General features: G+C 37.7%; 17 protein-coding genes. 6 read left to right on the forward strand and 11 right to left on the reverse strand.

Features of this window, described 5'->3' with window-relative positions; all coding sequences use genetic code 11:
• Window positions 1-22: 22 nt before the first annotated feature.
• Both SKC37_RS03985 and SKC37_RS03990 read right to left on the reverse strand, forming a co-directional pair.
• On the reverse strand, window positions 23-511 hold the full coding sequence (locus tag SKC37_RS03985; protein WP_377980212.1) for a C40 family peptidase: 489 nt from the start codon (window positions 509-511) through the stop codon (window positions 23-25).
• On the reverse strand, window positions 504-3,827 hold the full coding sequence (locus SKC37_RS03990; protein WP_377980213.1) for a UvrD-helicase domain-containing protein: 3,324 nt from the start codon (window positions 3,825-3,827) through the stop codon (window positions 504-506). Before SKC37_RS03990 ends, SKC37_RS03985 begins: the two co-directional genes overlap by 8 nt.
• Before the next feature lie 103 nt (window positions 3,828-3,930).
• Between SKC37_RS03990 and SKC37_RS03995 the strand changes: the two genes are divergently transcribed.
• Genes SKC37_RS03995 through SKC37_RS04010 form a run of 4 tightly spaced genes read left to right on the forward strand, consistent with a single transcriptional unit; the run spans window position 3,931 to window position 9,650 of the window.
• On the forward strand, window positions 3,931-5,580 hold the full coding sequence (locus SKC37_RS03995) for a CTP synthase (RefSeq protein ID WP_377980505.1): 1,650 nt from the start codon (window positions 3,931-3,933) through the stop codon (window positions 5,578-5,580).
• Window positions 5,581-5,586: 6 nt separating this feature from the next.
• Window positions 5,587-7,380 (forward strand): membrane protein insertase YidC, encoded by a 1,794-nt coding sequence (gene yidC, locus SKC37_RS04000; protein WP_377980214.1) that lies wholly within the window; start codon window positions 5,587-5,589, stop codon window positions 7,378-7,380.
• A 1-nt stretch (window position 7,381) separates the two neighbouring features.
• Window positions 7,382-8,665: a glutamate-1-semialdehyde 2,1-aminomutase gene (hemL, locus tag SKC37_RS04005; RefSeq protein WP_377980215.1), complete on the forward strand. Its 1,284-nt coding sequence runs from the start codon at window positions 7,382-7,384 to the stop codon at window positions 8,663-8,665.
• On the forward strand, window positions 8,607-9,650 hold the full coding sequence (locus tag SKC37_RS04010; RefSeq protein WP_377980216.1) for a glycosyltransferase family 2 protein: 1,044 nt from the start codon (window positions 8,607-8,609) through the stop codon (window positions 9,648-9,650). Before hemL ends, SKC37_RS04010 begins: the two co-directional genes overlap by 59 nt.
• On the opposite strand, the gene rfaD is transcribed toward SKC37_RS04010, so the two are convergent.
• A complete protein-coding gene (rfaD, locus tag SKC37_RS04015) occupies window positions 9,631-10,596 on the reverse strand; it encodes an ADP-glyceromanno-heptose 6-epimerase (RefSeq protein ID WP_377980217.1) in 966 nt (321 codons plus the stop codon). The genes SKC37_RS04010 and rfaD overlap by 20 nt on opposite strands.
• 116 nt (window positions 10,597-10,712) lie before the next feature.
• Between rfaD and SKC37_RS04020 the strand changes: the two genes are divergently transcribed.
• Both SKC37_RS04020 and lpxB read left to right on the forward strand, forming a co-directional pair.
• Window positions 10,713-11,132 carry a 6-pyruvoyl trahydropterin synthase family protein gene (locus tag SKC37_RS04020; protein WP_377980218.1) on the forward strand — a complete coding sequence of 140 codons (420 nt, stop codon included), beginning with the start codon at window positions 10,713-10,715 and terminating at the stop codon, window positions 11,130-11,132.
• Window positions 11,133-11,134: 2 nt separating this feature from the next.
• Window positions 11,135-12,217 carry a lipid-A-disaccharide synthase gene (gene lpxB / locus SKC37_RS04025; protein ID WP_377980219.1) on the forward strand — a complete coding sequence of 361 codons (1,083 nt, stop codon included), beginning with the start codon at window positions 11,135-11,137 and terminating at the stop codon, window positions 12,215-12,217.
• On the opposite strand, the gene SKC37_RS04030 is transcribed toward lpxB, so the two are convergent.
• The 8 genes from SKC37_RS04030 to SKC37_RS04065 all read right to left on the reverse strand — a co-directional run bounded on the left by SKC37_RS04030 (window position 12,193) and on the right by SKC37_RS04065 (window position 22,485).
• On the reverse strand, window positions 12,193-12,765 hold the full coding sequence (locus SKC37_RS04030; protein WP_377980220.1) for a 1-acyl-sn-glycerol-3-phosphate acyltransferase: 573 nt from the start codon (window positions 12,763-12,765) through the stop codon (window positions 12,193-12,195). The genes lpxB and SKC37_RS04030 overlap by 25 nt on opposite strands.
• Window positions 12,755-13,387, reverse strand: a complete 633-nt coding sequence (locus SKC37_RS04035) for an HAD family hydrolase (RefSeq protein WP_377980221.1) — start codon at window positions 13,385-13,387, stop codon at window positions 12,755-12,757. Before SKC37_RS04035 ends, SKC37_RS04030 begins: the two co-directional genes overlap by 11 nt.
• Window position 13,388: 1 nt before the next feature.
• Window positions 13,389-14,345: an acetyl-CoA carboxylase carboxyltransferase subunit alpha gene (locus tag SKC37_RS04040; protein ID WP_223130712.1), complete on the reverse strand. Its 957-nt coding sequence runs from the start codon at window positions 14,343-14,345 to the stop codon at window positions 13,389-13,391.
• Between the two features lie 29 nt (window positions 14,346-14,374).
• Window positions 14,375-15,799 (reverse strand): MBL fold metallo-hydrolase RNA specificity domain-containing protein, encoded by a 1,425-nt coding sequence (locus SKC37_RS04045; RefSeq protein WP_377980222.1) that lies wholly within the window; start codon window positions 15,797-15,799, stop codon window positions 14,375-14,377.
• A gap of 68 nt (window positions 15,800-15,867) precedes the next feature.
• Window positions 15,868-16,902 (reverse strand): DUF6807 domain-containing protein, encoded by a 1,035-nt coding sequence (locus SKC37_RS04050; protein WP_377980223.1) that lies wholly within the window; start codon window positions 16,900-16,902, stop codon window positions 15,868-15,870.
• 69 nt (window positions 16,903-16,971) lie between these two features.
• Entirely contained in the window at window positions 16,972-18,645 is a 1,674-nt protein-coding gene (locus SKC37_RS04055; protein ID WP_377980224.1) for a RagB/SusD family nutrient uptake outer membrane protein, read from the reverse strand.
• 11 nt (window positions 18,646-18,656) lie between these two features.
• Window positions 18,657-21,644, reverse strand: a complete 2,988-nt coding sequence (locus SKC37_RS04060) for a SusC/RagA family TonB-linked outer membrane protein (RefSeq protein WP_377980506.1) — start codon at window positions 21,642-21,644, stop codon at window positions 18,657-18,659.
• A 271-nt stretch (window positions 21,645-21,915) separates the two neighbouring features.
• Window positions 21,916-22,485, reverse strand: a complete 570-nt coding sequence (locus SKC37_RS04065) for an RNA polymerase sigma factor (protein ID WP_377980225.1) — start codon at window positions 22,483-22,485, stop codon at window positions 21,916-21,918.
• Window positions 22,486-22,488 lie beyond the last annotated feature (3 nt).

Below are 22,488 nucleotides of genomic sequence, written 5' to 3' on the forward strand. Positions count from 1 at the left end.
ACATCAATGGCTAAAAACCATATTAATTTTTAAATGGCCGTATAATTTTAACGATTCGATTTAGCCAATATTTTTGATTCAACTTGTCCTCTCTGACACCATATGTAGTGCTTGCATGAATAAAGGTAATGTCAGGATGATCTTTGGTCACTAAACCGACATGACTAATTAGACCGACTTTGCCCGTGGCGAAAAATACCCAATCCCCTATTTTAAGTTCATTAATGGAAATTTCTTCACCAAAATTAGCCTGATCTGCAGATACCCTAGGGATATTGACCTCATTTTTCAAATAAACAGTATATAATAGTCCTGAACAATCCATTCCCTTTTTGTCCATACCACCGAATTTATAGGGAACACCTTTTAGATTTTGTGCATCCTTAATGATAGATTTAATTTCTGCATGGCTATAAAAGGTACTAGGAGACCGATGAAAAATGCGCTTGACAAAAGAACAGGAATCTAAAAGAAGAAGAAGTACGCCGAACAGTAGAATACGTTTATACATAAACCAACTCTTTAGATTCTACATAAATTAATACCCCTTGACATACTTTGTGCCCCATAGAGACTAATGTTTGTTTGTATTTATTAATTTGATCATGATGGCTAGGAGTAGGCTTACCTGTTTTAAAATCAATCACCTGTAGGGCATCCCCTACTTTATTAACCCGATCAGGCCGAACAATACTTCCGTCAGGGCACAATAAATCTACTTCTTTAAAGGCCAATAAATCTTTATTAAAAAAAGTCTGAACCTCTTTCTCCTCGAGCAAGGCATCAACCGAAGAAACATCTAAGAATGTCTTAGATCGTATCGATGGCCAAGCCTCTATATCTGGAAGTTGAGCTAATAAATTATGTAATTGATTACCTATTTCTCTCTTTTTTGAAGCGGCTGTATATAAATCAGTAGGAGATGAATTGACACGTAAGGCTATTTTTGGTTGGTCATTATGTAAATGAATCTGTACATTTTTTATGGTATTTACATCCGCTTCATGTTCCAATTTAGGAATAAGTGCACTTGTTTCAAACGTATAATAAGCGGTATTCCAAGCGATTCCTGACTGAAGAAATTCAGGTAAATCTTCCTTAATACCCGATTCTAAAGCAAATTCATAGACTAATTTTCCTACAGAGTTATCGTAGGAGCTAATCGTCTTATTATGCATTTCTATTGTAGGAACAGATAATAACAAATGAAGCACTTGCTTAGGTCTAGTGGTGGCTACGTACAGCATATTTAATGCGTCCAAGAATATCGTTTCCTTTTCTCGTTGAACTTGTTCCGACAAAGTAGAAAATGCGGCTGGTTCAGAAGCGTTTACTCGTCCATATATGTGATTTAACCTATCCGAATTTTCAATTTCCAAATCCGTTAATTCCAACTCACTTAAATCATACCAAATTCTTTCATTATCTGCCGCGATGGTCCAATTAACAAAAGGTACGATGACCACTGGGTATTCTAAACCTTTGGATTTATGAATGCTCGAAATCGTTACTGCGTTTTCAGTTGATGCACTTGAAATGCAATAGGAATTACGGTTTTGATTAAAATGAGCTAAAAAATGACTCACTACCTTATCTTTCGTAAGGACATAGTCATTCAAGATATCCAAAAATTTCCAGAGGTATTCCTGGCCACTCGAATGATTTAATAGATCAAAGGCTGAAACTAATTCATATATCCACTTCAATAAATCAGAGAATACAGGGATAGAAAATCCTTTAGCAGAGAAATAACTGACAGCCTTTTCGTAAGCCCTAGTAGAATTTTGGTGATTTATAAAATCTAAATCTTCTTGACTAACCATCACTCCTTTAATCTCTCCAAATTGATATATCAATTCGTACAAAAACAAATTTTCATCCTCGTCGTCCTGCAAAGCCAAAAAAGACAATAAGAATCCGACTACCGGTGAATAATGTACTAAAAGAGAATCTGAGGAAATAACAGGCACACCTATTTCCTTTAAACGCAAAGCAATATACCGTGCATATTTGTTCTTCCGAGTTAATATGGCGATATCTCGTAATCTAAATCCTAGATTTACATTATGTTGAATAAGTTTATGAACTTGCTCAAACATGAATTCGTTCTCCGGTTCCGTAAATCCATACTTTTCCTCCGACTTTTCATAGACTATCAAATCCACATGACCGGTAAAATCAGTGGATGAGACTTTGGGATTTTGAGTTAAATTCGTTCCATATAATGGGGTAATAAGCGAGCATATATCAATTAGACTTTCTTGTCTGGTTAACGATTGATAAAAAGCATTATTGAATTCAACAATTTCCTTAGCACTTCGGTAATTATCACCTAGTGCTTTAGGGTTAATTTGATGTAATAAATACTCAAAACGCTGCTCATCGAGTGAATCTTCCTCAAACTGCGAGGAAACCAAAGAATAGTCTTGTGTAGCCAACGAAGCAATTAAACTAACTTCTCCACCTCTAAATTTATAAATAGATTGTTTTGCATCCCCCACCAAAAGACTTCGCTTACCTACGGAAGTCGCATTTTCTAACAAGGGCATAAAATTCTTCCATTGTAAAATGGAGGTGTCTTGAAATTCGTCAATAAAAATGTGAAAGTAACGATCACCCAATTTCTCATAAATAAAAGGTATGGGATCATTGGAGATCACATCATACACCCGTTTAGCAAACTCAGAAATAGGAATTGCTAAGTTCTCTTGCTGATACAACTGCATTTCGCGTTGTATCAGATTTAACAAGGCCATTTTCTTCAAATCTTTTAACACCCAATTCAGGAAATTATATCGAGTAAGATAGAGCGATTGCAATGCCAAAAATTGCTGACCTAGATGCGATAGTTCACCCGCATGGGTGTTAATGCTTTCCTTTATTGCTTTAGGTGCCTTAGCAGAAGTCCAAGAATCTGTATTCACTGCCGTGTGTAAATACTTATAGGCGTCGTCTCCAATACTGTTTTTACTTAAAAATTTTCGCATAATCCCCACAGGACCATTTGAGCCTTGAAAATAATGACCATCTTCCACCCCAATCTGAGCAATAACATCCAAAAAACGTTGAGCGCTAAGTTTCATCTCTTGAACCATCCCCTCCATAGATGCTTTCAATTGAATCTCTAACTGCTGAAAATCTACAAGTCCAAATTTTGACAAATGAGGTTCTACTGCTAAATATTTCTCCTCTAAAGAAATTTTTAAAAATTCATATAAACTTTCTCGCAGGCGATTCCAACTTCTACCCTCTGCTATTTCTTTATTCGCGAAACTAAGAATCAATTCATTTAATTCAGGATTGCCCAAGCCGTTCACCTTTTCTAATAATTGATTAATTAGCTCATTTATTAATCCTTTAGAATCTAGCAACACTTCAAAATGACTAGGCAATTTCAATTCTTCAATGAAAGACGAACTTAATCTTTGAACGAATGAATCAATGGTCATAACAGAAAACAAACCATAATCCTGTAAAATTTGCTGAAGTGTGGTGGCTGCTCTACTTGCTAATTCCTCCTTACTCAACTGAATCTGATCCATAGCTAATTCAGATTGAATTTTGTCTAGTATGGCAAGGACTTTTGGTTGTTCTGAACGAGGGGTATGTGAGAAAGTGGGATAATCTGACATCCCCGCTAAAAAATGCAAAATTCTTTGGCGCATTTCTTCCGCCGCTTTGATCGTAAAAGTTACGGCCAAAATTCGACGAAAATAACCTTTCGATTCCACCTCTGAGAGCGCCATCTTGATATACTCAATGGTCAAGGTATAAGTTTTACCTGATCCGGCCGAGGCTGAATAGAGGGTAATTTGTTGAGGTTTCATCGAAAATCTATTAAGAATGCAAGATAAAATAAAAATAGGATTAATTCGGTATGCTTTTAATTCACTATCTTTGTTTCCCGTAACCAAATCAACAATTCTATCAATGTCTGGTAAAGGGAATCCCAAGAAATCCAAGTTCATTTTTGTTACGGGTGGTGTAACAAGCTCGTTAGGAAAAGGCATCATTGCCTCTTCCTTAGCGAAGCTACTTCAAGCGCGTGGTCTAACCTGTACAATCCAAAAGTTTGACCCTTATATCAACATCGATCCAGGTACCCTGAATCCATACGAACACGGCGAATGCTATGTAACAAATGATGGTGCAGAAACGGATCTTGACTTAGGCCACTATGAGCGTTTTTTAAATACGCCCACTAGCCAAGCAAATAATATCACTACAGGTCGTATTTACCATAATGTGATTACCAAAGAGCGTCGTGGTGATTACCTAGGAAAAACAGTTCAAGTCGTTCCTCACATAACGGATGAAATTAAGCGCAATATTATGCTCTTAGGCGAATCAGGGAAATTTGATATCGTTATTACGGAGATTGGTGGTTGCGTAGGCGATATCGAATCATTACCATTCATTGAGGCAGCACGTCAATTAAAATGGGATTTAGGAGAGAAGAACACCTTGTTTATTCACTTGACCTTAATTCCTTATTTAGCGTCTGCTGGAGAATTAAAAACCAAGCCCACACAACATAGCGTAAAGCAATTATCGGAATCTGGTATTCAACCCGATATCTTAGTTTGCCGTACAGAACATCCACTTCCTCAAGAAATGAAGAAGAAAATTGGTTTATTCTGTAACGTTTCTGAGGCCGATGTTATCGAGGCGCGTGATGCGTCCACCATCTATGAGGTTCCTTTATTAATGAAAGAAGAGCGTTTAGATAGCCGCGTTTTATATAAGTTGGATATCTACAACGACAAGGAATCTAATTTGAAGAACTGGACTACTTTCCTTTCCAAATTACAAAATCCCAAGTTCGAGATCAATATCGGCCTAATTGGAAAATACGTTGAATTAAAAGATTCCTATAAATCCATTGCGGAAGCCTTTATTCACGCCGGAGCAGCAAATGACATCAAAGTAAACTTGAATTGGATTTCTTCTGAAACAATGGATACGGAAGATGTATCAGAAGCATTAGCTGGTTTAGATGGAATTCTAGTAGCTCCTGGTTTTGGAGAACGTGGTATTCAAGGTAAAATCAATGCAGTAAAGTATGCCCGTGAAAACAAAATTCCTTTCTTAGGTATTTGTCTAGGGATGCAATGTGCGGTTATTGAGTTTGCTCGTAATGTAATGGGCTTACCAGAGGCACATTCATTTGAAATGAACCCAGAAAGTCCTGATCCGGTTATCAATTTAATGCTAGAACAAAAAGACATTTCTGAAAAAGGCGGTACGATGCGTTTAGGCGCCTATCCTTGTAAGATTGAAAAAGGTACTTTGGCCTATAAAATCTACGGAAAAACTTCCATTCAAGAGCGTCATAGACATCGCTATGAATTCAATAATGATTACTTAGATCAATTCCACAAAGCTGGATTAATTACTTCTGGTATCAATCCGGATTCAAATTTGGTAGAGATTGTAGAAATTGAAAACCATCCATTCTTTGTGGGTGTTCAATTCCACCCAGAATATAAATCGACGGTTGAAAGTCCGTCTCCCCTATTTGTTCAATTTGTTAAGGCAGCTCATCAACACGCTGTCCCATTCATCAAAAATTCAAAATAAGAAATCATGGATAGAAATTCCATCACGGGTATTGTATTAATTATGGGTATGCTACTAGGCTACCAATATTTCTTTGCCCCTAAAGAAATTCCAGCTGTAAAATCAAAAGCAGTTACTCAAAAAGCAATAGCTGTAGCACCTAAAGATTCAGCTAAAGTTGTAGCCATCGATTCTACAGCTAAAAAGGAACAGATTTTCACTTTAGAGAACAAGGATATCATCGTTAAGGTATCTTCTAAAGGTGCTAAACTAGTTTCAGTTCAATTAAAGAACTACAAGAGCTATGCAAATTTTAATGTAGGAAAGTCGGACGGTTTATACTTGTATAATGCTGAATCAGATGAATTCAGTGTTGAATTACCTACTGCTGCAGGCAAGGTGAAAGTGTCAAATCTAGATTTTGCTGGAGTTCAATCAGGTAATAAAGTTAGCTTCACAGCTGCTTTAGCTAACGGACAAGCCATTTCTTCTAGCTATGTATTACCTGAAACTGGTTTCCTAGTAGACTACCAATTAGATGCCCAATCGGTTGCTTTAACCGGAGGCGATTATTTCATCCATTGGAAAGAACAAGTTCATCAAACAGAGAAAGATATTACAGAAGAGCGTAAAGCTACGATCAATTATTTATTGACAGAAGATGAGGAATTCGATTACCTATCTGAGAATCCTAGTTCTGTAACGAATGAGAATTTAGATCAGAGCACAAAATGGATTAGCTTCAAAAAGAAATATTTCCTTTCAGGTTTAATTCCTAAAGGTTTTGCATTTAAATCTGCATCTTTAACAGCTACGCCTAATTTGACAGATTCTGTCAATATTAAAACATTAGATGCTCAGATCATTGCTTCAGCTCAAGATTTATCCGCGGGTAAATCTAATTTCACATTTTACTTTGGACCAAACGATTATGCGATCGTTAATAAGGTAGAAGCACCTAATTTTGGCAAAAACGTGAAGTTAAGTTATGATTTTCTTTTGCCTATCACGAAGTATATCTTTGTTCCACTTTTTGGTTTCTTAGAAAGTTTATTCACGAATTACGGTTTATTGATAATTGTCTTAGTATTGATTATTAAGACGGCTTTATTACCGTTAACTTATAAATCATACGTTTCCATGGCTAAGACACGTATCTTAGCCCCTGAAATTGCCGCTATCAAAGAGAAGATTGGTGATGATGCGGCACGCGTTCAGCAAGAAACGATGAAATTATACGGCGAGGTGGGTGTGAATCCATTAAGTGGCTGTATTCCGGTATTAGCGACGATGCCAGTATTAATGGCGGTATTCATGTTATTCCCTAACTTAATTAACCTACGCCAAGAATCATTCTTATGGGCAAACGATTTATCAACGTATGACTCGTTTATCAACCTACCGTTTAGCATTCCATTCTATGGTAATCACGTTAGTTTATTCTGTTTATTAATGACCGTTTCTCAATTAGCTTATGGTTATTATAATAACCAAATCACACCAGATCAGCCAGGACAACCTATTAACATGAAAATGATGGCCTATGTAACGCCAGTTATCTTCATGTTTGTCATGAACTCATTCCCTGCAGGTTTAAGTTTCTATTATTTCGTATCGAACTTAGTGACGATTGGTCAGCAATTAGCCATTCGTAAATTTGTCAATGAAGATAAGATCAAAGCCTTATTAGATGAAAACCGCAAAAAGATTGCAGCGGGTGGTGGTCCTAAAAAGTCTAAATTTTCTCAATATCTTCAAACACAATTGAAGACCATGGAGGAACAACAAAAAGCAACAGGAAAGAATCCGAAGAAGAAATAAAATGAATACATTAAGCACAGCCTATTTTGAGAAAGCAAAAGAATTAATTCCAGGTGGAGTTAACTCACCTGTACGTGCGTTCAAATCTGTAGGAGGAAATCCTGTGTTTATTAATTCTGCTAAAGGTGCCTATCTGCACGATGTAGATGGTAACTCCTATATTGATCTAATTGGTTCTTGGGGACCTATGCTCTTCGGACAAGCACATCCAGTAATTGAAGAGGCTGTTCGTGGAGCCTTAAGCAATGGATTTTCATTCGGCGCTCCTACCTATAACGAGGTATTAATCGCAGAGAAAATCATTTCGATGATTCCATCGGTAGAAAAGGTTCGGTTAGTAAATTCTGGGACTGAAGCTACCATGGCCGCCATTCGCTTAGCAAGAGCTTATACAAAACGAGATAAGATTATTAAAATGGAGGGCTGCTATCACGGTCATGGGGATTCTTTCCTCATTGCAGCTGGTTCTGGTGTAGCTACTTTAGGGACCCCGGATAGTCCCGGAGTAACGGTTTCTACGGCAAGAGATACTTTGACTGCCGTTTACAATGATCTAGAAAGTGTAGAGAATCTTTTCAAAGCAAACCCGACCGAAGTTGCAGCCGTCATCATTGAACCTGTTGTAGGTAACATGGGGTTAGTCATACCAAAGAGTGGTTACTTAGAAAGCGTACAAAATCTGTGCAAGCAATATGGAGCACTTCTTATTTTCGATGAAGTGATGACTGGATTCCGTTTGTCACCTGCAGGTTACCAAGGATTGGCTGGAATTCAACCCGATTTAACCACTCTCGGTAAAATTATTGGGGGAGGCTTACCCGTAGGTGCCTATGGCGGCAAATCAGAGATTATGGATATGATTGCTCCAGCTGGGCCAGTTTATCAAGCAGGAACACTTTCAGGGAATCCTTTGGCCACTACAGCAGGTTTAGCTATGTTAAATCTGATTACAGAAAATCCGGGTGTTTATGCCACACTTGAACAACGTGGATTAGCATTAAAAGAGGCGCTAAGTTCTGATTTGAAGTCTTTGGGGCTTAATTATACCATTAACCAGATCGGCTCCATGTTTACTTTGTTCTTCACAGACAAAGCAGTAAACAATTTTAGTGATGCTAAAACATCAGATACGGCTTTATTTGGCAAATATTTTAAAGGTATGCTGGACAAAGGTATTTACTTACCCCCATCCCAATACGAATCTTGGTTCTTATCAGCTGCTCTAGGTGATTCAGAATACGATCAAATTATTTCAGCCAGCAAAGCAACGCTTCGTTCCTTATAAGATGAAAACGCCGGCCTATAGCCTGATTATTCCCGTTTATAACCGTCCACAAGAATTGGATGAATTATTAGCCTGTATTCAAAAACAGGACTTTACCGATTTCGAGGTAGTGGTAATAGAGGATGGATCTACGGTAGACGCATCCTCTATCATAGCTAAATACAAGGATCATTTCTCGTTAGCCTATTTTGTCAAAGAAAATGGCGGACAGGGTTTCGCTAGAAACTATGCGTTTGAGCGTGCCAAAGGAGAATATTTCATCATTCTCGATTCAGACGCACTTTTAGAACCTAGTTATTTAGCGGAAGTAGACAAGGCCGTTAAATCAGAAGGATTAGATCTATTTGGAGGACCTGACCAGGATCACCCCAGCTTCTCTCCTATTCAAAAAGCCATTAGCTATTCTATGACCTCATTTTTTACGACAGGAGGTATAAGAGGCAAAGAGAAAAACATAGGAGGCCAATTTCATCCCCGTAGTTTTAATATGGGAATCTCCAGAAAAGTATATGAAGCAACCGGAGGTTTTAAAATTACCCGGATGGGCGAAGACATCGAATTTAGTATTCGTTGTATCTCCTTAGGATTTAAGTCAGGTCTAATTCCCAAAGCGTTTATTTACCACAAACGCAGAACAGACTTCAGGCAATTCTATAAGCAATTGCATTTCTTTGGACGAGCTAGGATTAATATCAGCCGTTTCTTTCCTAAAGAATTAAAAGCGGTACACTTCTTTCCGTTCTTATTTTTCAGCTACTATGTTCTTACCAGTTTAGCGCTGATATTTTACCCCATTATAGGCCTCCTTTTTTTATCAGGTATTTTAGCCTACAGTTTACTTATTTTTCTAGCTGCCTTAATCAGCACAAAACATATAGGGATAGCTTTTCTATCAATCTTTGCAGCCAATATTCAATTATTTGCGTACGGCAAGGGATTTGCAGAAGAGGGCCTCAGAAAAATAATTAATAATAGCGCTGCTTAACCAAGTAGTTTTGCACGTAGTCTTCTACACCTGCCTCTAAACTCGTAAACTCCTTTGTATAACCAATAGAGCGTAATTTAGCCATATTCGCTTCTGTAAAATACTGGTATTTATCCCGAATATCTGCTGGAGTATCGATGTAATTAACGTTTGGCTCTAATCCCAAGGCTGCGAAAGTTGCTTTACCTAAATCATTAAATGCTCTAGCTTTTCCTGTACCTAAATTATAGATTCCTGAGTTCTTTCGATGTTCCATTAAAAATACACATACATCGATTAAGTCTTTCACATAAATAAAATCCCGCATCTGTTCCCCATCTTTAAAATCATCCCGATGGGATTTGAATAATTTAAGAGTTCCGTTGGTTTGAATTTGGCGAAAAGCATGCCAAATAACCGATGCCATACGCCCTTTATGGTATTCATTAGGACCATACACATTAAAAAACTTCAAACCTGCAAAGAAGAATGGCTTCTTCTCCTGCTCTAAAGCCCAGATATCGAAGTCGTTCTTTGAATCTCCATAGGGATTCAATGGCTTTAAAGACGAAAGTAAGGATTCATTATCATCATAGCCTAATTCACCTAAACCATAGGTAGCAGCAGAACTAGCATAAACCAAAGGAATTTGAAAGCGCACACAAGCCTGCCAAACTTTCTTAGAATAATCTAAATTGAGTTCATCAAAGATTTTTGTATCAAATTCAGTGGTATCTGTTCTTGCTCCAATGTGAAAAAAGAACTCGACTTCCCGATTATTTTTCTCCAACCATACAAATAAATCTTTGCGATCCACCCGTTCCATAATGGCTTTTCCCTCTAAATTTCGATTCTTTTCAGAATTCGAAAAATCATCCACCGCAATAATGTAACGAAACTTTAATTCATTTAACTTTTGAATTAAACAACTTCCAATAAAGCCTGCGGCGCCAGTAACTATGATCATAAGGATAGCATTTATACTACAAATTTACACAGATTCCCGTAAGGTTTATTAACTTTGTGCAATTATTGGAACTCTGCTATTGTTTTCCCAGAGTCCCTCCACAAAAACTGAAAACAATGGTATACGTCATTCGTAAAGAACATTTCAACGCAGCGCATCGTTTATTCAATCCCGCTTGGACAGAAGAGAAAAATCAAGAGGTATTCGGACCTTGTGCTAATAATAATTGGCATGGACACAATTTTGAACTAATTGTAACTGTCAAAGGTAAACCTCATCCAGACACCGGATTTGTATATGATCTTAAACAATTAGGAGATCTAATAAAGTCTGAAATTATTGATAAGGTAGATCATAAAAACCTTAATTTAGACGTAGATTTTATGCTAGGCAAATTAGCCAGCTGTGAAGTTTTAGTCATGGAATTTTGGAAAATTTTAGCGCCCAAAATTGCTGCAACTTCATCATCAGCCACTTTACATAAAATTCATTTAATCGAAACGAATAAAAATTCCGTAGAATACTTCGGAGAATAAGAATGAAATACTTCATCCTAGCAGGAGAAAAATCAGGCGATCTGCATGGATCTAATCTTATCCAAGAATTAAAATTACTTGATAAGGATGCTGATATTCAAGCCTGGGGAGGGGATTCAATGGCAGCCCAGGGAGCTGATATCCTAATACACCATAATCAATTAGCCATTATGGGCATTTTAGGAGTTATTCAAAACATTCAACGACTTAAAGGTTTATTCAAAACCTTTGGAGAACAAATAGACGCTTTTCAACCAGACGCCATCATCTTTATTGATTATGGTGGATTTAATTTAAAAGCCGCAAAGATTGCGAAGCAAAAGGGATTTCAAACACATTTTTACATCGCACCTAAAGTGTGGGCTTGGAATAAAGGCAGAGTAGAAGAAATAAAAAAATGGATTGACCATCTGTATGTCATATTTCCATTTGAATTGAATTTGTTTAAAGAGGCTGGAATTCACACGACATATGTTGGAAATCCACTTCAAGATGCTATTCATAGTTTTGTACCCAATGAACAATTTGACTTAAAGGAAAAAAAATACGTTGCCTTATTAGCAGGGAGCCGCAAGCAAGAAATCAAAACGGCCTTGCCCCTATTCAACCAATTGGCGAAAGCTAATCCAGACTTAACTTTTGTGATTGCGGGAATATCAGATTGGAAAGAACTCTATCAAACCAATATTCAGGTTCTCTTCGATCAAACCTATGATGTGGTTCAACAGGCCGAAATGGCAATAGTCACTTCAGGAACTGCTACATTAGAAACGGCTCTGCTAGATACACCACAAATCGTGGTTTATAAGACTGATTGGATATTTTATTCTTTGGCAAAAATAGTTATTCAAATAAAATACATTTCACTCGTCAACATTATCTTAGACAAGCTCGCGGTACCTGAACTAATACAAGGAAAGTTCTCCTTAGATCATATGACGGCAGGAATGAGAGATATATTGACCAAAGGTAAAACCTACCACCAGCAAAAAGACGATTACATAACATTACGTAAAATAGTCGGTAATGCAGGTGCTTCTAAAAAAACAGCTGAACTACTCTATTCTGCAGCTTCCGCTAAATAATTCTTGATCCAAGATTTCTGTACACCGGGTATCGTTTGGTAGTAACGAGCGATGTCTAGTTTATCTTTTTGAAAATCACCTGTCGTGTAATAAGGTTCTCTTATTTTAATCTCCTTATTAACAAAGTCGAAACCAATCATAATTAAAGGCACTTTGGCCCCATGAGCGATATAATAAAAACCTGTTTTCAACTCCTGAACATCTTTACGCGTTCCCTCTGGTGCTAAAACCGCATAAAAAGATTCTTTAGAATTATATATATCCACTATTGAATCGACAAGATTAGACTTTGTACCACGATTCACTGGATACCCTCCTAACCAAGAAAATATACCTCCGAAAGGTCCATCAAAAAGTTCTTTTTTCCCCCAGAATAAAATAGGAATCCGAAGTAATGAACGTGCTCCTAAACCCACAATAAAATCTTTCCAAGTCGCGTGAGGGCAAACAATAACCAATGCCTTCTTTAAATCACGCGGTACCTCGCCCACTAATTTCCAACCAGCTAACTTAAATAATACATCAAAAATGGGACTACTAACTAACATAGGTATCTAAAATATCTTGAATTTGTAAAAAGTTACGCGTTGGATCAATCAAGTAGGATTGAATACCTATATTTTTCGCTGAATTAATATTAGCGACATTATCGTCAAAAAACAAAACTTCGCGAGGCGTTAAACCTTGCTCAGATAGCACTTTCCAATAAATAGCGGGATCAGGCTTCACTAAACCCATTTCGAAAGAATAGTAGACCTGATGAAAAAGACTGAATAGATTTTGTCCCTCAGGACCTAAAGCGACTTTCGTAAATCGATTAGCGTGTATGGCACTGGTATTGCTTAAAAGAACTAAGTGAAAATGAGATTTAAGTGAAGCTATCCACTCGTATACTCCCGTGTGAAAATCTAATAATAAAGCAGAGAAAGCGTTATCGAAGTCAACATCAGATATCGTTAAATCAAGACGTTCTCGCAGAAAATCCCGAAATTCTGCATCATTTTGCTTACCAGCTTCATAGGGAACCCATAACTGATGTTCCATGATGGCAGAAGCTATTTCTGACGAACTTAAGGAAGAAAAAGCTGAAAATGCCTCATATGTCAAAGACAAATCGATGGGTAATAAGACATTACCTAAATCAAATATGATCGCTTTAGGAGCAGCCATCTTATTCAATCACCTCTCCCATCGCTCCAAACTTATCAATACGCTGTGAAATACGCGTAGCAGGGTCTAAAGCTGATAGAATAGCTAATTCCTTTTTAAGAACTTCTTTCAAGGTCATAGCAGCTTCTTCTGGATTAAGATGTGCCCCACCTAAAGGCTCAGGAATGATACCATCAATTAATTTATTCGCTAACATATCGTTAGCTGTTAATTTCAAAGCTTCAGCCGCTTGTTCTTTATAATTCCAACTTCTCCATAAAATAGAGGAACAAGATTCCGGAGAAATAACAGAATACCAGGTATTTTCCATCATTAAGACGCGATCACCCACAGCGATACCTAAGGCACCACCAGAGGCTCCTTCACCAATAATAACGCAAATAACCGGTACTTTAAGCATAAACATATCCCGAATATTACGTGCGATTGCTTCACCTTGACCTCTTTCCTCCGCTTCTAAACCAGGAAAGGCACCCGGTGTATCTATAAGGCATACAATAGGCTTATTAAACTTCTCCGCCATTTTCATTAAACGAAGCGCTTTTCTATATCCTTCAGGATTAGGCATTCCAAAATTACGGAACTGACGTTCTTTCGTATTACGTCCTTTTTGTTGTCCAATAAACATCACAGACATCTCCCCATCTATCGTTCCAAAACCACCTACCATGGCTTTATCATCTCCTACATTACGATCACCGTGAATTTCAATAAATTCCTCACATAAATGCTCGATGTAATCAAATGTGTAGGGACGATCTGGATGACGTGAAAGTTGAACACGCTGCCAGCGCGTCAAATTCGAAAATGTTTCCTTTTTCAATTCTAAAATCTTATCAGTCAAAGATGCCACAGCAGCTGTCACATCGACATTATTCTCTAAAGCAAGCTTGCGCATTTCAATCAGTTTATCTTCTAATTCAGCGATCGGCTTTTCAAATTCCAATAATGTTTTCATAAGGCGTAAATTTTAATACAAAAATAAAATTAAAGCTCGAAAGTGTCCTCCTTTTGAGGCAAAATAACGTCACTAAATCCTAATCCATTCAGGATTGACGCAAATTCAACCATACTTTCCTCCTCACCATGTGAGAGAAATACCTTTTTAAGTTTGGACGGTTTCTGTTGTTTCACAAAATCTAGTAATCCCGTTTGATCAGCGTGACCTGAGAATACATCTATTTTACGAATCTGTGCATTTACTTTATACTCACGATCTTTAACAACTATCATATCCGTTCCAGCTAATAGCTGACGACCTAAAGTACCTTCAGCGGTATAACCAATCAAGAGAATCGTAGCGTATGTATTTGATATATTATCTGCAATGTGTTGCTCCACACGGCCACCAGAAATCATACCAGATGACGAGATAATGATACAAGGTTCGCGGTAGTCCTTAATGGCTCTACTTTCTTTCTCCGTTTGTAAAAAAATTAAATTATCCACATCAAAAAGTTCGTCATTCTCTTTATGGAATTCACGCGCCTCAGGATTTAGATAAGATAAGTATTTGGAATAAATTTTTGTAGAACTACGTCCCATCGGACTATCTGTAAATACACGAACCGCTGGAAAATTCCGTTCTTCTATTAATTTATTCAACGTATATAATACCGCTTGCGTTCTACCTACAGAGAACGCTGGTATCACTAAACGACCTGGACGATCGATACACGTTTCTTTAATGACACGTCCCAAAGCGTCCATCGGACTTTCTTTATCTTCATGAATCCGATTTCCATAGGTCGTTTCACAGACTAGATAATCAACTTCTGGAAAAGGCTGGGGATCTATATGTAAAGGGTAATTTGCACGACCAATATCACCGCTAAATCCAATCGTCTTTGTTTCGCCCTTTTCAGTGACAGAGATCAATACATGAGCCGCTCCTAATAAGTGTCCAGCTGGAACAAAAGTGATTTCTAAACCTGGGAAAACAACAAATTTGCGATTGAATTGTAACGTCACAAAGTTGTCTAACGCATTCTCTACATCTTTCTGCAGATAGAGATCCCCTTTACGAAGTAAGCGATCCATTTGCTTATGCTTCTTCCGGCTCTCCCCTTGCGCTGCTTTTAAACGACGCAAGTGTAAACTGGCTGAATCCATCAATAATAACTCAGCTAAATCAGCCGTGGGAGGTGTACATAGAATTTGGCCCTCATATCCCTCTCGGTATAACATAGGAATGTTACCTGAGTGATCAATGTGCGCATGCGTCAGAATGACTAAATTAACTAGAGAAGCATCGAAAGAGAAAAAAGACTTTTGCTCAACCGGCTCATCGAAGTCGATTTTTCGCTCCATGTCCGTTCCACAATCGATTAATATTTGATAGCCATCTTCCAATTGCAACAAGAACATACTTCCCGTTACTTGTCTGGCGGCTCCTAAAAAGGATAATTGCATAGAATAAAGAAAATAGGGGCTACAAGAGCCCCCTTTACCTTACAAAAATAAGAGTATTTTCTTAAAAATTACTTCACTGTAGCGAATTCCGCTTGAATTTTGTCTAATTCCTCTTTCGTATTTAATCGATCAGAAATTAACGTTCGGTATCTAAACGTGACAGATTCACCTTTTTTCAAAGTTAAATTACGTTCATCCTTTCCATTACTGAATACCTTAGCCCCTAAAGGATTCACCGCAAATAAGCCATAACCACGTGCATGCCAATAACTTGGGTAAGACACATTAGACGGATGATCGAAAATGGTAACTGATATTTGATGATTATCCAACTCTCCTTGCAGATTCATCCATTTAGCACGCGTACTCCAAACAGCCTCTCCTTTCACTCCCTCAGAGCTCCAATAATCGCCATTTACTCCCGTATTATCCATTACTGGAACCTTTGTCTCTACACCGTGCGCATCCGTGAATACATCCGGTTTATTGGAAGGAATTTCTAATTGACGTGCAACGCGAATGGCGAACATACCATCTTTCACATCTTTAAATAAAACTTGGTCAGCAACAGCAGTTAAAGTAGTTATACGATCTACTGTCCTTGAATCAGCCGTACCCGAAAAAACATAGGTAGTCTTTTCTTGCAATACCTTTTGGCCTTTACCATCATTGTCTATCCAATCTGCTGATACGACTAAGGTACCTGACTTCGCATCTTGTTTTACAATAGAGGAATGAACGATAGTTCCCATCTTATGATTCTGTAATGAGGCAATGATGTTAGTAGAATTGTTCCAATAGTCAAAACCATTCACATCCTCATAATTCAACCACATTCCTACATGGTGCGGATGATCTACTCGTTCTCCAGCTCGTGGAGCCATCGGATATCCACGCGTAATCGTTGTACCTTGGGCCGAAATTAACGGAAACAAAACTGCTTTCTTTAAAACATCCTGACCAGGAAAGAAATAGGAAGTAAATGGTTTCCCTCCTACTAAAACATCAATAGAAGTCTTACCATTCTTGAAAGAAACAGGAAGATTTTGAGCAAGGGTTGCAAAACTGCAAAGACCTAAAAACAAAGTGAATATCTTTTTCATAGTGCTTATTAAATAAAATTCCGAAGGCCAGACGACCTTCGGAATCTAAATTAAGAAATCAAATCAATCTTAGTAACCTGAATTTTGAGGGAAACCTCCATTTTCAGATAAGTCAACTTGCTTTTGTGGAATAGGACGTACATAGTGGATATCCTTAACACCTACAGCACCGTCTGTGTTGTAAAGCTTAACGCGCTCTACTAAGTTATTCCAACGCTTTAAGTCCATCCAACGTGTTTGCTCACCAGCAAGTTCACGAGCACGCTCTTCCATGATTAAGTCCATATCAACTGAAGTAACTTTCATCGCATCTTCTTTACCCTTAGCAGCTGCACGAACACGAACCATATTGATAGCTGCTACCGATTCAGCTTGCTTGCCTAATTTGAATTGAGCTTCTGCTAACATCAAATAAGTATCCGCTAATCGATGAACGAAATAATCACGAGAACCATTTTCGTACGTCATATCTGGGCGAAGTGGATCGAAGAATTTCTGTAATGTAGGGAACAAAGCAAAGTTGTACAAACTAGGAACCAAAACTTGGTATTTCTTAGAAGCACGCTCAGCAAGAGACATTTCATACCCTGGGATAAAGATAGCTGTATCACCTGCTTTATAAGTTAAAGTTGCTTTAGAAGCATCAAAACTTGTATTGATAGGTGTAGCAGATGGTTTATTAGATAACCAAGTATCTTTAAACGTTTTCTTGTAACGTGTATCGTTAACGCGATCAGCAAATACCGTATTTAACAAATATGGAGTAGGCTTCAAACGCTTGAATGGACGACCATTCACAACGTCACGTTGCATACCAGGTTGTGTATCATACTGCATACCAAAGTATAAGTGAAGCTTATTTCCTTGGTTATCCACAAAACCATTTGTTAATGGATCTGAAGTATATTGAACCGCAAAAATTACTTCATTATTTACTTGATTAGCTTGATCAAATACAGAAGCAAAATCAGGTAATAAAGCAAAACCATAGTTAGCAATTACCGTATTACATAAAGTAGCCGCATTTGCATAATCCGTAGACTCTGCAAATTTAGATGATGCACGAGTCAAGTATACTTTTGCTAACAAATTCTCTGCAGCCGGCTTAGTCGCACGACCATAATCTCCAGCCGCTTTAACAGCAGGTAAGACTGCAATAGCATCCTTTAAATCCGTCTCAATTTGCTTGTAAACAGCTTGCTCAGTAGCACGTGTTGCTGTTTTAGTAGGCCCAGTCGTTTCCTTTAAACGTAAATCTAATGGACCGAACTGTTGTACTAAAATAAAGTAATAGTGCGCACGCAAGTATTTCATTTCTGCCACACGTGTCGCTTTAACCGCATCTGTGATACCAGTTACAGCTGGAGCACGATCAATAACCGCATTGATTGTATTAATCCCTTTGTAGGTCTCATCCCATAATTGAGCTAAGATATCTACTGAAGAAGTTAATTGTGAATCATAAAAGTGAAAACCTTTGTATGATCCATCCGCGCCAGCACTATAAATATCAGTACCATACTCAGACATGGTTAAACCACGTTCTGTAGCATAGAATGAACGAAGTGGAGTATAAGCTGCATTTGTTGCTGCTACGAATCCTGGAGTCGTAGCAATGTAATCGTTACTGATAGAAGAAACCACTGTCTCTTTCAGTAGATCACTACATGAGGCAGTACCCAACATAATCGCTGAAGCAATACCTACTATTTTTAATGAATTTTTGATATATAAACTTTTCATTATTTCAGGGATTAAAATTTAATATTTAAACCGAACGTAGAAACAGAGGTAGCCGGAGTTACGTTGTTTTCTACGTTTCCATTAGATGTTTCTGGATCCACACCATTTTCTTTAGAACGGTAGTTCGAGAAGATAAATGGTTGTTGAATACTAGCATATAAACGTAAAGAAGACAAACCTAATTTCTGAGCTGTTTTAGCTGGGAATGTATATCCTACGTTAATATTACGCACCTTGATAAATGAACCATCATAGTACATAATCGCTGTATTGTATGCTGGGAACTCTTGGTTAAAGTTCGGACGCGGATATCTTGCACCTGGATTATTAGGAGTCCAGTAATCCACCTTGATTTGGTTATAACGACCTTGTAGGTAGTTAGAATTTTGGTGGAATTTAGATACAATCATCTGACCTTGACGTGTAAAGATGAAGAATGATAAATCGAATCCTTTATAAGAGAAACGGTTTGTAATACCACCTGTCCATGAAGGAACATCAGAACCTAATAACACACGGTCATCAGCTGTAATTTTGCCGTCATTATTGGCATCTTTTACTTTAATTTGACCTACTGTAAATCCTTTAGCTTTCGCTTCAGCAGCTTCAGCTGTTTGCCAGATACCAGCATATTCATAATCAAAATAAGAGTTCAATGGCTTACCGATAAACCAACGGTTACCTACGTCATCCTTTGCTCCATTATAAAGGGATACAATCTCCTCTTGATTTTTATAGAATACGAAATCCGTGCTCCATTTGAAACCATTCGCTGCATCGATGTTATTCGTCGTTAATGAAAGTTCAATACCACGGTTCATCGTCTCTCCTACGTTACGAGTAACGGCAGCGAAACCTGTTGAAGTAGGCAATTGATCAGACAATAATAAATCGGTTGTGTTTGTTTGGTAGTATTCAGCAGAACCAGAAACGCGACCTCGCCATACTGAGAAGTCAACCCCTACGTTTTGTGAAGTAGATGTTTCCCACTTCAAATCCGCATTACCGATGGTATTAGGACGGTATCCGTAAGCAGCTGTGTTATTCCAAGCATAAGAAGTACGACCCTCTAAACCTACTGTTTGGTATGGCGAAAGGCCTTGGTTACCTACTTGCGCATAAGAAGCACGAACTTTTAATTCATCTAACCAAGTTAAATCTTTCATAAAGTTCTCTTGGTGAACATTCCAACCTAAAGCCACACCTGGGAAGTTACCCCATTTTGAATTTTGACCAAAACGAGATGAACCGTCACGACGCGCAGTAACTGTTAATAAGTACTTGCCTTTGTAATCGTAGTTAATACGAGCCATGTAAGAAGCAATTGTCCATTGGATCAAGTTAGAACCTACACCTTGAATAGAAGACGCATTACCTACATTATAAAACTGTTGAGTCTCCACAGGAACCCCTAACACACTTTGCGTATACTGCTCAAAGTTATCACGTTGCATAGACTGCAATAAAGTAACCCCTAAATTGTGATCCTTGAATTGTTTGTTATACGTTAAGATATTTTCAATCGTATAATTGAAACCTTGACGGTTATCCGTAGTCGCCGTAGGATTACCTCCTTTAATATTATTCGTTAATGCACCATAGAAACGACCATTACGAGAAATCGTAAAGTCAGGTCCAAAGTTTACACGGTATTTCAAACCTTCAGCTAATTGTAACTCAGCATAAATACTATTGAACATACGGTATTTTTTTGTCTCATCGATTACAGCACCTGGAACGATCTCATTCAAAGGGTTTGTTAATAAGGCATCATCCGTTTGTTGGAAAATTAAGTTACCACTATCATCGTATGCTTTCGCTAACGGATTTTGTGACATTAAGAAACCATATGGATTGATGTTAGCTCCATTAGTTACTGCATACATTAAATAAGAAGATGCACCCACTTTTAAACGCTTGTTCACTTGGTGATCAACACTTGCTCTGAATGAGTAACGTGTAAAATCTAATCCTTGAATAATACCGTTATCATTAAAATATCCAGCATTAATCGAAAACTGAGTCTTTTCATTACCACCTTGAACACCAATCGCATGGTTTTGCTGCATTCCTTTTCTCACCATCATATCTTGGTAATCAAGTGAACGACCTTTTGCGATACCATCTAATTCAATAGGAGTAAATAATTTAGAATCAGCAAAAGCATCCATAACTCCAGTAGGAACTATATTTCCATTCGCATCCTTGTAAGTACCAATTGTGCGACGTGATTCACGCTTCATTTCAGCGTATTCAGCACCTGTAAATAATTTAATCTTATCTAAAGACTGAGTCACCCCTACATAAGAATCGTAAGAGATAACTGTCTTACCATCCTTAGATCCACGCTTCGTAGTAATCAAAACAACACCGTTCGCACCACGAGCACCGTAAATAGCTGTTGCTGTTGCATCTTTAAGGATTTCCATTGAAGCCACATCATTCGGGTTCATATCTTCATAACCTCCTGAAAGAGGAATACCATCTACTACGTATAATGGATCATTACCCGCATTAAATGAACGACGACCACGAATTAATACCCGTGGCACCGTACCTGGCTTAGAACCTGATTGTGCTACGTCCACCCCAGCCACACGACCTTGCATCGCTTGACCTAAGTTCGTAATAGGCATCTCTGTGATTTGCTTAGCCGTTACAGACGAAATCGCACCCGTTAATTGGCTTTTCTTTTGTGTACCATAACCTACTACTACTACTTCTTGCAATGATTTAGTATCAGCACTTAATGCCACATTAATTTGTGATTTAGTTCCTACTGAAACTTCTTGTGAATTTGTTCCAACAGCTGAAAACACTAAAACAGCTGAATTACCAACTGTAATTTTGTAATTTCCATCCATATCTGTCGAAGTTCCTTTGGAAGTACCTTTAACAGCAACACTAGCTCCAGGAATACCAGAACCATCATCGGATGACGTTACTTTACCTGAGACCGTCCGATCTTGGGCAAAAATTTGAATACTCAATAACAGCATTATACCGCTAAGGAGCACCTTGGAAAGTAATTTTTTTCTCATAGGTTAATTGAAATTAAGTTGTTTGCAAAGTCATTTGGATCCTTTCCCACAAGGCTTTGCATTCTTGTTGGGATAGTCTTAAGGGTTTAATCGGGTACTTATTTACTATTTTTAATCTCTTTATCCAGCTCATTCTTTTCGATAACATTTCAATCTTAATTAAGATTTATATCCCGAAAAGCACAATAGTTATGAGATTTACTCAAATATATCTTACAATTATTCAATATTAACAGGCATAGGCTCTAACAGTCATTTGTTCTTTCATCACCCTTAAAGCACCAAAAATCAAATTATAAACAGATTGTGGATTGATGTTCATCTTTTCAGAAATTTGGTCCGTATCCAAATTTTCAAAATATTTCAAAGTGATCGCCTCTCTTTGACGCTTACTTAACTTGTTCAGACTCTGATACATCGAAGCGTATGAAATCCTCTCTTCTTCTACCATCACTAATTGACGCTCAGCTGAGGGTATATCTTCCATAAATTGATATTTATAGGCTTCATGGTGATTAAGGTTTTTCAATTGCGTTTCTAATTGACGTACAATTTTACGTTTAATGGAAGCCATCAGATAGAACTTAACACTTGTCGTAGGACCTAAACTGGCATGATTTTTCCAAATCTCTACGAATAAATCATGTAAACAGTCTTTGATTAAATCCTTATCGCTCGTGATACCCATACAATAAGTATATAAAGGTTGAACGAAATGAGAATACAGGACGGTAAATGCCTCTTGACTCCCAGCTCTAAACTGATCCCAAACTTCTACTTCATTAATGGACTTCTTCATATG

It is taken from the genome of Aquirufa esocilacus, from assembly GCF_042715595.1.
Taxonomy (GTDB): domain Bacteria; phylum Bacteroidota; class Bacteroidia; order Cytophagales; family Spirosomataceae; genus Aquirufa; species Aquirufa esocilacus.

What these genes read in the sequence shown, in the direction of transcription:
- SKC37_RS03985 (WP_377980212.1), bottom strand. Translation starts at nt 511, where the DNA reads ATGTATAAACGTATTCTACTGTTCGGCGTACTTCTTCTTCTTTTAGAT.
- SKC37_RS03990 (WP_377980213.1), bottom strand. Translation starts at nt 3,827, where the DNA reads ATGAAACCTCAACAAATTACCCTCTATTCAGCCTCGGCCGGATCAGGT.
- SKC37_RS03995 (WP_377980505.1), top strand. Translation starts at nt 3,931, where the DNA reads ATGTCTGGTAAAGGGAATCCCAAGAAATCCAAGTTCATTTTTGTTACG.
- yidC (WP_377980214.1), top strand. Translation starts at nt 5,587, where the DNA reads ATGGATAGAAATTCCATCACGGGTATTGTATTAATTATGGGTATGCTA.
- hemL (WP_377980215.1), top strand. Translation starts at nt 7,382, where the DNA reads ATGAATACATTAAGCACAGCCTATTTTGAGAAAGCAAAAGAATTAATT.
- rfaD (WP_377980217.1), bottom strand. Translation starts at nt 10,596, where the DNA reads ATGATCATAGTTACTGGCGCCGCAGGCTTTATTGGAAGTTGTTTAATT.
- SKC37_RS04020 (WP_377980218.1), top strand. Translation starts at nt 10,713, where the DNA reads ATGGTATACGTCATTCGTAAAGAACATTTCAACGCAGCGCATCGTTTA.
- lpxB (WP_377980219.1), top strand. Translation starts at nt 11,135, where the DNA reads ATGAAATACTTCATCCTAGCAGGAGAAAAATCAGGCGATCTGCATGGA.
- SKC37_RS04030 (WP_377980220.1), bottom strand. Translation starts at nt 12,765, where the DNA reads ATGTTAGTTAGTAGTCCCATTTTTGATGTATTATTTAAGTTAGCTGGT.
- SKC37_RS04035 (WP_377980221.1), bottom strand. Translation starts at nt 13,387, where the DNA reads ATGGCTGCTCCTAAAGCGATCATATTTGATTTAGGTAATGTCTTATTA.
- SKC37_RS04040 (WP_223130712.1), bottom strand. Translation starts at nt 14,345, where the DNA reads ATGAAAACATTATTGGAATTTGAAAAGCCGATCGCTGAATTAGAAGAT.
- SKC37_RS04045 (WP_377980222.1), bottom strand. Translation starts at nt 15,799, where the DNA reads ATGCAATTATCCTTTTTAGGAGCCGCCAGACAAGTAACGGGAAGTATG.
- SKC37_RS04050 (WP_377980223.1), bottom strand. Translation starts at nt 16,902, where the DNA reads ATGAAAAAGATATTCACTTTGTTTTTAGGTCTTTGCAGTTTTGCAACC.
- SKC37_RS04055 (WP_377980224.1), bottom strand. Translation starts at nt 18,645, where the DNA reads ATGAAAAGTTTATATATCAAAAATTCATTAAAAATAGTAGGTATTGCT.
- SKC37_RS04060 (WP_377980506.1), bottom strand. Translation starts at nt 21,644, where the DNA reads ATGCTGTTATTGAGTATTCAAATTTTTGCCCAAGATCGGACGGTCTCA.
- SKC37_RS04065 (WP_377980225.1), bottom strand. Translation starts at nt 22,485, where the DNA reads ATGAAGAAGTCCATTAATGAAGTAGAAGTTTGGGATCAGTTTAGAGCT.